Raw genomic sequence first — 11,792 nt, forward strand, 5'->3', positions numbered from 1 at the left:
TCGTGGGACAGTCCAGTCAGGTCGGGAGAAGAAGGTTTCGTTGCCATGCCAGCATGATGAACGCGATCACAATTGTTTACAACTAATTTCTGCCGGTCATAGGGGCTGAACAGTCACCTTGAACGCAGCCCCTTTGCGCCACCAATCCACCCAAGTTAAGGCATTTCAGCAGTTTTTCTGAGTCATCTTCTTGTGTGGTTTTACGCCGGGTTTCCTGGGCTTCGAACGATTTTCTCGATGTCGATAGGTCTTCCCGGCAATTAGCCCGAGCAGGCCGCGCAGCAGCGCGCCAACCTTTTTCCCGGTTTTTTTGCCAAGCAGAAGTATGGGCAGCAGCGGCTTGAGTGCGGTGTGGGCGTAGGCATGGTTGATGCGTTTGTTCTCGGGTAAATCGGCGTCGGCGTGTGCAGTTGTCGAGACCGGCGCTTGAAGGTTGTCGCAAAGGATTTTCGCGGCAACATCCTGCACTACTGCCTGCTGACTCAAGCCTTGCGGCAGCGGGAAAACGCTGTAGGGTGATCCGGATGGCGGGCATCGCGGAGAAATTCTGTTGAGCATAGGCGCGCGGCGAAATTTTGGAACAGCGTGGTCAGAACGGGCATGGCAGGCAGGGACAGTAAAAATCCATGCTGGACGCCGCGATTTTAAGGTATTGTCAAGTATTTTTGTGAAAACATTGATAATAATTTACTCAAATGCACGCCAACTGCTTACTTGGGTGGATTGCTTGCGCCACGCGCTCGGCCATTGCTGCCCGGGCATTCAAGCTGAAGCTGCCAGTTACAGCGAAGCTTTGCACCGACGAAGCCAAATGAAAGCGCGGGTCACCAATTCTCCGCGCTGGCCCGAGCTTCATTAGCCATAACAGGGGGTGATCAGAATGTTGTAGGTACCCGCAGCGAGAGCGATACGTCGGGGGTATCACGTGTCACCCCTGCCCCAACAGAAACGTTCAAGCTGCGTTTATCGCTCAATCGATAGGAGTAGGCAACGAGCAGTGTTCCGAGCTGGGTCCTTACCGAACCAGGAACGTTGCTACCGTTCTGCTTCATTCGCCCGATAGAACTATGGTCATAGCCTAGGCTTACTGACGCCTTGTCGTTTAGCGCCAAGCCAAGTCCGAAATTAAAACCAAACACGTCCCCCGGCGCGAGATCTCCAATATTTTCCGATTCGCCGTTCAAAACGCGGCGGCTGACGTCGTTGCGCTTGATGCTATGCAGATAGCTCAACGTCCCAAAAAAAATCGCAGGGTCGGAGGGAAACAGCCATGTCAGCGTCGGTTGCAAAGAATAAAATCCCGAACCCGTGGGCAACTTGAGAGGCAGGCCCGTGCCAGTTACATTTTCCCCCACACAGCGTGTCGTACAATCGGTAACTACACTGAACGGATCTGTCCCCGTGCGACTCTTGACCCGAAGTCCCGCAATATAATATGGCTTGTCGGGACCGCCTTGGTTAAGCTGATAGCGCCCGGCGAATTCAACGTCACCCAAGCCCATGCCGCTGGTATTAAAAACGCGCTCGACAGCCGTGCCCGTAAAGAGTTCACGGCTAACGGTGGCATCTGATCGATAAACGTACGGTACTTTCATTTCCACTTCAAACCGATTGGTAAGGCCCGTACGGGCGGCAAGCGCTCCAGTGAAAGTATTACGTTTTACTTCGCGCACGTCGATCAATCCGATGAGCAGTGCAGGTATGACTGTATAGCCAACAAGTGCAACCCGGTTGCTTGACGAGTAACCAAATTGCAAGGATGGCTCAAGAACGTATTTTCCTTTTTGGGTGAGGATGCCTGGCTGTTCAAACGGTGGCGCGATTTCCGGAGGGCGGCCATCCTGTTTTGGCGCCTGGCCGACAGGTTTGACAGCCTCGGCTGCCTTGTCCGGTTCGCTAACGTCCAGCTCAGCACCGGCCATGCCCGCTGCGGTGATGGCAGCAATATGGCTTCCCGTCCCCCGCTGAACGTCAAGCCCCGGAGCTGCGGGGACTGGCTGAGACGTTGCCGCGCGACCCTCGGCTTCGCGCGTCAACGCCTCGATCAGCCGCTGCTGTTGATCGATCCTTGCGCGAAGCTCCGTCACAGCCCTCGTCAACTCTTCGACCGAACCGTTTTGCTGCTGCGCTGTGGCGGTGCATTGGAAAGCAAACGCCAGAGAAGCGGCGATGATGGTGTTTGGCAGAGAGGGTAAGCGCATGTCTTCCGTTTCCTTCATTATTAAGTTAATTGCGTGGAAATATCGAGCCAATATTTGCATCGCGCACACTCGACATAAAATTGATCTCTTTCAGCATGCTGCCGCTGTTGAGGCTAGTACTGATAACGGTGTTGGTTCTGATCGATTGGTCGTTCAGAGAATTTTGCACAAACGTGCCAGCCGGAATTTGGCTCGCCGACGAGGGGAGGAGGTTGGCAGGGCCGCGCTGGACGATGGTCGGCTGTAGCGCAATTTTTAATGCGGCCGCGTCAGCAGTGGTCAGTGCACCGACATCCTGAATGTGCAGATAAGTTTGCGACACCATCGTGCCGTTGATCGACACGGACCGCTCTATCCCAAGCGACACGGTAAGTCCTGATGTCGTCACGAAGCCCCCGCGCGCGTGGGCAAGCCGTTTTTCATCCACGGCAGACCATTTTTTTGCCACATCGTCATTTCTGACTGCATCGCTTGCGTGTGCCTCGCCAGCGACCAGCAATGCAAGTGCTGCCGCTAGCAGGGCCCTGCAATGGAAAAAAATAATTTGCGCGCACATACTTGCTCCATTTTTAGAATTCACCAGCTCCGTGCTTGGGAATTGTGAGTACATCCAGACCGATGCGGCCGACACCTTCAGCCAGCACGGCAGAAGGCGCCGCGCGCCAGTCTGCGCTCGCGTTGAAAGCTGGAACGCCCTGGTAGTTATGGATAACGAACAGCAGCTTGTTTTGCCAGATCGTTTGAAAATGGTCGAGAGCAATCGCGCGTGTACCGCTTGAGGGATCGCCAATTAATATCCGCCCATCTGCAAGGCCTTTCACGACCACGAAATGGTTGTAGCCTTTTTCCGACACCAACACAATTGCAGGGAGCTTTGCCTCGATCAACTTTTGCAATGGCAGTTCAAATCCATCGGCGAGAAAGCCACGCGTCGTGAGGAACCGCTTCATATCGAGCATCGAAAAACCCTGCCGACGAATGACGTTTTGGTCGCCATTTTGGAACATGAACTCAAATACCGCCTGCTCAGATACCGGCTGATTGAAATGATAGGTAAGCAGGGTGGCGACGGCAGCTGAACCACAGCTGAAATCATACTGCTGGCGCGTTGTCGTTTTGAAGCGCCCCTGAAGCATGCTGGTAACGGGCAACTTTACTGTCGTTCCGATGACGGACAGATCCATAGCCTCGCCACGAAACGCGATCGCGAGCAGTCCCGCGCCTGATAGCGCAACTGTCCAGCGCACCTTAGCGGAACTGGACATTGACAATTGTCGAGTTCTGGATCAGCACATTAGCCCCGCTGTTTTGAATTACTACGGGTAAGCCCATCATGTTGGCAAAGGATCCGGTGTCGATGCTGTTCGAACCAGTAGCCACATTCGAGGCGCTATTTCCCGTCACGACACCGTCGAGTCGCGTGTCGTAACTTACCGTATCCGCTTTGCCTCGTTCGGCGTTCAGTTTTCGGGTCGATACAGCCGTGCCGGGCATGCGTGGCACTACATTAGTTGATTTCTCACCAGCGCTCGAGCCGCTGGCGGCAGCTGCTGTCTCTTTAGCAGGCGCCGCGCTCACGGCGCTATCTGTTGCTCCAGGCGTTGACTGAGCAAGTACGTTGAAACTCAAGGCGCCAAGGACAACAGCCGTCAGTCGATAAAATTTTTTCATTGCTACCCTTTCGATGAGGAAAGCCGCGCTCGCAAAAAGGCGGCACCCGAAGGCACCGCCTTACTTTACTTACTTGCCAACTGCGAGGTTAGACTGCACGTTGACGCCTTGCTGAATCAACGACGAGAAGCCGTTGTTCTGGCTAACGACCATGATGCCGGCGGCCGACTGCCCAACGTTGGACATCGTGTTGGACATGTTGAAAGTGCCCGCATTGACCGCTACGTTGCCACCCGCGCCAGCGGTACCACCAGCACCATTGCCGCCCGTGGCAGCACCTGCTGTATTGGTACCGGCGTTGCCACCCGCGCCGCCATTATTTCCGCCACCACCAGCGGCCCCGTCACCGCCGTCACCACCGCGCGCGTCGCCAATCATGGCACTGCCACTCATGGTGTCACCGTTGGTCGCACTACCGCCAGCGCCTGCGCTACCGCCGCTGTTATGCGCCATGCCAGTTGCACCACCGCTGCCGCCAGCGGCTCCCATCGCGCCTGCTCCACCAGACGATGTGCCGCCGCTATTGGAGCCGCCATCACCGCCCATGCCCGTGGTTGCGCTAGCACCGGCACCTCCGCTAGACGATGCCATGGCCCCGGAGCCGCCGGCGCCAGTAGAGCCAGCGCCACCGACGCCTGCGTTTCCAGCGACGCCCGAAGAGCTGCTACCGCCAGCGGCGCCGGCGCCGCCTGCCCCTGCCGTGCCCGAGCCGCCTGCGGCGCCGGCACCGCTCGAGTTGGTAGCAGCGGCACCATTTCCGCCAGTGCTCGCCAATGCGGCGCCTGCGCCACCAGTGCCGCCGGAACCGTTTCCACCAGCCGCGCCTGCGCCGCTCGTATTGGCCGCGGTTGCACCTGAGCCACTCGCACCGCCATCACCGCCGGCGCCGCTGCCCGTCCTAGCAGTCCCGCCGCCACCGCTGCCGCCTGTCCCGGCCATAACGTTGCCGCTTGCGCCGCCATTGCCACCCATCGCAGGAGCAGCCGTGCCGCCAGTACCGCCATCGGCGCGACCGCTGCCCCCCGCCCCGCCGGCGCCGGTCATGCTCGCCCCGCCATTGCTTCCTGCGCCGCCTTGGCCAGCAATTGCTGTACCGGTAGCACCGCCCATCCCGCCAGTGCCGGACGTATTGCGACCGCTGCCTGCGCCGTCACCGCCAGTAGTCGCGCCAGCAAGCCCCCCGCCCCCAGTTGCGCCGCCTGACAGTCCGCCCGCAGCACCGCTGCCGCCCGTTGCGCTGGCGGCGGTACCGCCCACGCCGCCCTGTCCACCTGCGCCGCCATTGCCTGCGGCACCGCTACGTGCATTCGATGCCAAGCCACCGTTGCCTCCAGCCCCTGCAGTAGAGGTACCTACCGACGCCATGCCGCTCGTGGCGCTGCCGTTGGTGGCGCTGCCGCCAGCCGTTCCTGCACCGCCGTTGCCACCAGTGGCTGTTGCGCCAGCGCCGCCTGCACCTCTGGCTGAGCCGCCCGTCGCCGAAGCGCCGACGCCGCCGCTGCCGTTGCCGCCATTGCTGTTGCCTGAATTAGTGGCCACATTGCCAATGTTGCTGATGGCATTCCCGGACACCGTTCCTATCAGAGAACTGTTCGCTGTAGCCGAGGAACGATTGAAGGCATTGGCAATCGAAGAGTTGGCAGTACCACCGTTGTTGGCGGCGGCCGCGCCCGCGGCCGATGCATCTGAGGAACCAGTGCTGCGATTCGAGTTCGAGCTACTGTCGTTATGACGGTTAGAGTTATTGTCCTGAGACGAGTTGTTATCCTGCTGGTTGTTCGTGTTGGCAGCAGTTCGGTTAGTCGTAGTCGTAGTCTGTGTATTGCCGCCCTCGACATCGCCAACGGTGTTTTGCGCCAGTGCTGGAATGCTAAAAGCTAACGCAATTGCAGCTGCCAAAATACTTTTCTTCATATTGCCCCCTGAGGTTGATTAGTTAGCGCCGTCGCCGATTGCCGGCGTGCAGTTTTAACACAGCAAAAAATATTCCATACACCCCCGGTGCACGCAAGCTTTTGATTTAAATCAGTGTTTTTCGTTTCTCTTCAGGTGGGTTGGGCGAAAATTTCTTCACATATATTGAAGACAGCCAACCTGTAACAAAAATGTGACAGCGCTGTGAAAATGGCTGTTCAGAAGAATTCTTGTTATAAACTTTCTACTTCGAATAGGGATAGGACACGTCGACAGCTGTATTTAAAAGTGTATCAATCTTTATACAGAGTCTCAAGATCGGGTGATAGCGAGGTACTGGGAACGATCCCATGCTTTTCTATGAGGCGATACAAGGTCATCCGCGAGATCTTCAGCTCCCGCGCTGCCTGGCTCAGATTGCCACCGGCACGTCCAAGACACGTGACGATGGCGTGCCGTTCAGCCCCCGCGCGGCTCTCGTTTAGTGCCAGATTGGACTTGTGGGGTGAGGTACCGCAAAGACCCATGTCCTCTGCGGATATCATGCGGCCTTCGGCAAGCACCATGGCGCGGCGGACACGGTTCATCAATTCGCGTACATTGCCTGGCCAAGTGTGCGCAATGATGGCATCCATGGCCGTATTGCTTACCCCCTTAAGCTGCGAATTCTTTTCGTCTGAGAACATTTGAAAGAACTCGCCGACCAGCACGGGCAGATCAGCTTTACGCTCACGCAATGGCGGGACCTTCAGTAATAACACGTTCATTCGAAAATATAAGTCCTCCCGAAATCGCCCTTGCGCTACTGCGGCTTGAAGATCGACGTGCGAAGCAGCAATAATCCTTGCGTTTACTTTGATGCTGCGCGTGCCGCCTACCCGATAGATAGTTTTTTCCTGCAGGAAACGTAATAAGTTGACCTGTAATTCCATTGGCATTTCAGCAATTTCGTCGAGAAAAATAGTGCCGTTTTGTGCTGACTCAATCAAACCTTTCCTCTCTTTCACGGCCCCGGTAAATGCCCCCTTTTCGTAACCGAAGAGCTCCGACTGAATAAGATTGCCGGGAAAAGCGCCGCAATTGACGTCCACGAAAGGGCCCTCGGCCAAACGCGAACCGTCGTGAATAGCTTTGGCGACCAACTCCTTGCCGCTGCCGCTTTCTCCACAAATGAGCACCGGCGCGGCTACCGCCGCGACACGTTCGATCTGAAACCGCAAACGGCAGATCGCCTCGCTGTCACCGGTAATACTGCGGCGAGTCGTCGCGGGGATGTGGGGAAATGTTTCCGCCTTTAGGCACGCCCATCCGTGTACATGTCCAAGGGTGTGAAGCAGCTTGCCGCTCTCGACAGGGGTCGTATGGTAATCCCAAAGGTGATCGGCCATGAGCTTGCGCGATGGCGCTACGAGAAGCATGCTTTTCTCAACTACACCGATCCATTGTGTACTCGGGTGGCGCTTCAAAAAATTGTCCATTTCTGTATAGCAAAAAAAGTCAATACATCCCAACAGCAGCCCCACGAGATACTGCTGTTCTTGCAAAACTTTCGCAGCTTCTTCCAGTGTGCCCACCGTGCACACGTCCCAAGAAGGAAAGTTTCCGCAGACCTCTTTCACGAGTTGTGCACCCTTGGGCGAAATGCACAGCAGACGCTTAGTTTTTCTAGTTGGTATGCCTAAATTCATTAAGTGTTCCGATTGAAAGGAAGAGATATCAATATAGCATTTAACGCGTGGCAATTCGTGTTCACACGAAATGGTGTCATGATTAGAGGCAACACTAATTAAATTCGTTCTAGCGTTGGACGAGTCAGAGGCGTTACTACTAACTTTGTACGCGGACACTTTCAAACCGGATTCAGTTCAGAATCGCTCGATTAACGTGTAGCAGCGGTGTCGTGTTTACCCTTGCCGCTAGGGAAGCACTGATTAATTCCTTCGGAACCCGTTCCGGTCGAGCGCAAGACATGGGACAATAACGGCATCCGCGACCACCGTCCAGTTGATCATGCAGAAGAGCTTTTCCGAGCTCGAATACGCCGCCAAGAAGAAGCTGACCCGGCGCGACCGCTTCCTCGCGAAGATCAACAGTGTGACACCTTGGTCGAAACTGCATGAACTAATCGAGCCGCATTATCCGAAGGTGGAAGGCGCTAGCTGCCCGCCGATCGGACTGGCGCGCATGCTGCGCATGTACGTTGCGCAGCAGTGCTTTGGCCTGTCTGACGAAGGGGTCGAAGACGCGATCTACGACAGCCAGGCGATTCGTGCCTTCGTCGGCATCGACCTCAATCGGGAGTCGGCGCCGGACGCGACGACGCTCTTGAAATTTCGTCGACTGCTTGAGAAGCACGAACTCACACGCAAGATCTTCGAGACGATCAACGAGCATCTCGCAGCGAAGGGCTTGATGATGCGCGAAGGGACTATCGTCGACGCTACGCTGATCGCGGCACCACCGTCGACCAAGAACAAAGATAAGAAGCGCGATCCGGAAATGCACCAGTCCAAGAAGGGCAATGACTGGCACTTCGGGCTCAAAGCCCACATCGGCGTGGACGCGGCGTCTGGACTTGTGCACACGGTGATTGGCACGGCTGGCAACGTGTCGGACGTGACGCAGGCACACGCACTGCTGCAGGGTGATGAAGTGGCGGCGATGGGCGACGCAGGCTACCAGGGCGTCGAAAAGCGCGAAGAAAATCTTGGGAAAAACGTGACGTGGCACGTGGCGATGAAGCGCTCAAAACGCAAGGCGCTGCCCAACAACAAACTCGGCCGCATGACGGAAAAGCTGGAGCACCTCAAGGCGAGCGTTTGGGCGAAAGTCGAGCATCCGTTTCACGTTGTGAAGAACCTCTTCAAACACCGTAAGGCGCGCTACCGCGGCTTGGCGAAAAACACCGCGCAACTGTTCACGCTGTTCGGCTGCGCGAATTTGGTGTTGGCTGGCCGGCAATTTAGGGTCTCTGAAACCCGAGCTCCGTCCTGAGGACGGAAGCACAGGGGGAATGCGTGAAAAACGGCGAAATTCGCGTGTTTAAATACCAAAAAATGGAAATTTAGGTGTTTCACAAATGCGGCGCTGTTGATCGCGTCGTGTCCAGAGAAATCATCAATTGTTCAGCGCTTCCCTAGTTTCGCTCATCTCTCACCTTAGTGGCTCATCCTCCTGCCACTCGATTATCGAATTTCCGGCTGGCTGTCTCATTGCACTCATTTGGAAATTCCATTTTTTGTATTTTTGGCGATTGCCGCGTCCATCAGCAGAGCCTCCACGAAGTCGTCTACTGACAGGCTTGCCGCATCGCTCATCGCCCTTAGCAGGGCGTTGGGAAAAGGACTGTACTCCTTGGGATTTTGTTGCCCGAAATGCGATTTTTTCGGGCTGGAACCCGCATTCATCTTAAAAACCGGTTTCTAGCCCGCTTTTTAGACCCTTTTTTAGTACTTTTCAGCACTTCCTGCCCACTCTGGACGGATTTATCCCACCACCGCCGACAACCGCCAGCCAAAAATGGTCGCCATGCTGGTCAGGTTGTAAGCGGCGAAGGTGAACGTGGTCTGAGCGCGCACCTTGGCCAGGCCGACGAAGCACACCTTGCGCAGGCCGCCGATGGGTTTTGCTCTAGCCAAAGACCTTCTCGACCAGCTTGCGTTTCTTGATACTGACCGTGTAGCCAGCGTGGCGTGTGGTGCGCCCATTGATGGCGCTGTGTTTTTTCTGCCACGTGCGCCGTCACGCCGGCCTTCTTGATGCTGTGCTCGGCCATGACAAGTGCTGCGTCGCGTTCGGCGGTGCCGATCGCCAGTGTGGCGGTGGCGTCGACCACGAGGCCGTTACGGTTCTCCATCAGCGCGTGGCACAGGTAGCACAGCCTGGATTTGTCGCCGTCGCCCTTTTTGTACAGCCGCGCGTCTGGATCGGTCGTCGATTGGTGTGTTTCGTTGGAGCGTTTCTCTCCCTTGAAGTCGACTGGGGCGTTGCGCCCGTTGTCGCTCGGCGGCGGCCCGCTGCCATCCTTCTTGGGGAAGCTCTTGACCGAGGCCCATGCCTCGATCATGCTGCCGTCGACGGTGAAATGTTCGTCCGAAATCAGGCTTTGCCATTCGGCTATGCGCAGCACCTGGGCAAAGAATCGCTGCGTCATGGCCTCGCTGAACAAGCGCTCGCGGTTGGCACTGAAGGTCGAGTGGTTCCACACGGGCTCGTCGAGGTTCATGCCGACGAACCAACGGTACAGCAGGTTGTATTCAATGTGCTGCACCAGTTGACGCTCGGAGCGGATCGAGAACAGAGTCTGGATCAGGCTGGCGCGCAGCAGGCGCTCAGGTGCGATGGAGGGACGCCCGCGCCGCGAATACAGTGCCTGGAAATCGTCGTTCATGTTGACCAAGATGGCGTCGATCAGCACCCGTAGCTTGCGCAGTGGATGCGCATCAGGGATGCGTTCCTCCAAAGTGCGGTAACTGTACAGCGAGTGCTGGGTGACGTCGGTCTTGCGCATGATGGCGGTCGAAAGTGGGGTTGATTAGACAACGTTTACCGGCTCGGGTCGGTTGATGGGCTAGGCGATTAAATCAACACCCTGTGAGGGCCTAGAGTCTCGGCATGTCGCTCGATTGCGACCACCCGAACCGCAACTTCATCAGGTCCTCCACGACGCCGCCCTGCAGCTTTTTGGATTTGCTGGAGTAAAAGAGCGTCGCCGCAGAGTGCCGCAGCAAGTAGGCGCTGAAGTTGTATTCCTCGCACTCAAGATAAGGGTCGTTTTCATCCTTGCCCAGCAGGCCCAGTCACAGCAGGCCAATGCCTGAGCGTTTGTACACCGTAGAGATCGTTGAGCGGTCGCCGATCGGCCCGCCATGTTCAGCGTGGAACAGGAATCCTTCGCTCTTGTTCCGCAGCGTACTGGCGGTGATCTTCTGCCTCTCGCCGTCGATGTAATCACGAATCGCCTTGGCTGTCGTGGGCTAGATGGATATTGTGGCCTCGGAGTTGTAGTTCTGACGACTACGCGTGCCTTTTTGCGTAGGCGTGGCAGTGGATAGTTGCTTAGAGCGCCTGGCAGTGTTGTCCCTAATCGCGACGTGGCCGCGCTCTTTGCCATCAGGCCAATTGAAGTCTGCGAGTGCGATATTTCCTATGGCGCCGGCTCTGATTCCTTCAGCTGCGAGGTGGATCATAGCGCGGTCCCGCATGGGGTTGCTACCCAATCCACCCAAGTTAGCGATGGGCGTGCATTTCAGTAAATTATTATCAATGTTTTCACAATAACACTTGACATTACCTTAAAATCGCGGCGTCCAGCATGGATTTTTACTATCCCTGCCTGCCATGCCCGTTCTGACCACGCTGTTCCAAGATTTCGCCGCTCGCCTATGCTCAACAGAATTTCTCCGCGATGCCCGCCATCCGGATCACCCCACAGCGTTTTCCCGCTGCCGCAAGCTGCCGCTGGCGACCTTGGTCGCTATCATGCTGACCGGCATGCGCATGAGCGTTCAGGCCGAACTGGACACCTTTTTTGCGCATCTTCGTCTGCAGGCGCAGCTGGTCCACGAGGTATCCGAACAGGCCTTCGCGCAGGCGCGCGCCAAGCTGTCCCTGGTTGCTATTCCGGGACTCAACGACTGGCTGATTGCACGCGCCGAGCAGGATGGCTTTGTGCCGCGCTGGCGCGGCCTGCGCCTGGTCGCCGCCGATGGCTCGACCATGCGTTTCGGACTGCGCGCTAGCCATGTCAAGCGCGCTGCCATTGCCGATCAAATCTTGTTCGGACTGTTTCTGCCGGGTCCCGACCTGATGCTCGCCGCCTCCCTGCACGGTATCCACGAGTGTGGCGAACGCCAGTTTTTGATCGAACACCTCGACCGCCTTTCCCCCGATGATCTGCTGCTGCTTGACCGCGGCTATCCCGCCAGCTGGCTGGTCGCCGTACTGAACCAGCGGGCCATCAAATTCTGCATGCGCGTCGACACTAACGACGGCGGCTACACCTGC

The 11,792-nt window shown here is 56.8% G+C and carries 11 protein-coding genes and 2 pseudogenes; 3 read left to right on the forward strand and 10 right to left on the reverse strand.

Annotated features, from left to right (window positions below; genetic code table 11):
- Nucleotides 1-165 precede the first annotated feature (165 nt).
- The 7 genes from ACP7D4_RS26900 to ACP7D4_RS26930 all read right to left on the reverse strand — a co-directional run bounded on the left by ACP7D4_RS26900 (nt 166) and on the right by ACP7D4_RS26930 (nt 5,194).
- A complete protein-coding gene (locus ACP7D4_RS26900) occupies nt 166-486 on the reverse strand; it encodes a hypothetical protein (protein WP_426212398.1) in 321 nt (106 codons plus the stop codon).
- Nucleotides 487-875: 389 nt separating this feature from the next.
- The gene (locus ACP7D4_RS26905) at nt 876-2,261 is read right to left on the reverse strand and encodes an acetate kinase (protein ID WP_426212400.1); all 1,386 of its coding nucleotides are present in this window, start codon (nt 2,259-2,261) and stop codon (nt 876-878) included.
- The gene (locus ACP7D4_RS26910; RefSeq protein ID WP_426107989.1) at nt 2,227-2,781 is read right to left on the reverse strand and encodes a hypothetical protein; all 555 of its coding nucleotides are present in this window, start codon (nt 2,779-2,781) and stop codon (nt 2,227-2,229) included. Before ACP7D4_RS26910 ends, ACP7D4_RS26905 begins: the two co-directional genes overlap by 35 nt.
- Nucleotides 2,771-3,466 (reverse strand): C39 family peptidase, encoded by a 696-nt coding sequence (locus ACP7D4_RS26915; RefSeq protein ID WP_426212402.1) that lies wholly within the window; start codon nt 3,464-3,466, stop codon nt 2,771-2,773. Before ACP7D4_RS26915 ends, ACP7D4_RS26910 begins: the two co-directional genes overlap by 11 nt.
- Nucleotides 3,450-3,872 (reverse strand): hypothetical protein, encoded by a 423-nt coding sequence (locus tag ACP7D4_RS26920; protein WP_426212404.1) that lies wholly within the window; start codon nt 3,870-3,872, stop codon nt 3,450-3,452. The genes ACP7D4_RS26915 and ACP7D4_RS26920 overlap by 17 nt, the downstream gene beginning before the upstream one ends.
- Nucleotides 3,873-3,941: 69 nt before the next feature.
- Nucleotides 3,942-4,265: a hypothetical protein gene (locus tag ACP7D4_RS26925; RefSeq protein ID WP_426212406.1), complete on the reverse strand. Its 324-nt coding sequence runs from the start codon at nt 4,263-4,265 to the stop codon at nt 3,942-3,944.
- A 647-nt stretch (nt 4,266-4,912) separates the two neighbouring features.
- Complete coding sequence (locus ACP7D4_RS26930) at nt 4,913-5,194, reverse strand: hypothetical protein (RefSeq protein WP_426212407.1); 282 nt, start codon at nt 5,192-5,194, stop codon at nt 4,913-4,915.
- Between the two features lie 41 nt (nt 5,195-5,235).
- Here ACP7D4_RS26930 and ACP7D4_RS26935 point away from each other — a divergent pair, with 41 nt between their 5' ends.
- Entirely contained in the window at nt 5,236-5,604 is a 369-nt protein-coding gene (locus ACP7D4_RS26935) for a hypothetical protein (protein WP_426212409.1), read from the forward strand.
- Nucleotides 5,605-6,079: 475 nt separating this feature from the next.
- On the opposite strand, the gene ACP7D4_RS26940 is transcribed toward ACP7D4_RS26935, so the two are convergent.
- A complete protein-coding gene (locus ACP7D4_RS26940) occupies nt 6,080-7,474 on the reverse strand; it encodes a sigma 54-interacting transcriptional regulator (RefSeq protein ID WP_426212411.1) in 1,395 nt (464 codons plus the stop codon).
- Between the two features lie 322 nt (nt 7,475-7,796).
- On the opposite strand from ACP7D4_RS26940, the gene ACP7D4_RS26945 reads away from it, so the two are divergent.
- On the forward strand, nt 7,797-8,780 hold the full coding sequence (locus tag ACP7D4_RS26945) for an IS5 family transposase (protein ID WP_426212413.1): 984 nt from the start codon (nt 7,797-7,799) through the stop codon (nt 8,778-8,780).
- A gap of 224 nt (nt 8,781-9,004) precedes the next feature.
- On the opposite strand, the gene ACP7D4_RS26950 is transcribed toward ACP7D4_RS26945, so the two are convergent.
- A complete protein-coding gene (locus tag ACP7D4_RS26950; protein WP_426212415.1) occupies nt 9,005-9,193 on the reverse strand; it encodes a hypothetical protein in 189 nt (62 codons plus the stop codon).
- A gap of 78 nt (nt 9,194-9,271) precedes the next feature.
- Nucleotides 9,272-10,296 (reverse strand): annotated as a pseudogene (locus ACP7D4_RS26955) (IS5 family transposase).
- 830 nt (nt 10,297-11,126) lie between these two features.
- Here ACP7D4_RS26955 and ACP7D4_RS26960 point away from each other — a divergent pair.
- A pseudogene (locus ACP7D4_RS26960) lies at nt 11,127-11,792 on the forward strand (IS4 family transposase); the annotation flags it as partial.

It is taken from the genome of Massilia sp. TWP1-3-3, from assembly GCF_049897805.1.
Taxonomy (GTDB): domain Bacteria; phylum Pseudomonadota; class Gammaproteobacteria; order Burkholderiales; family Burkholderiaceae_D; genus Telluria_A.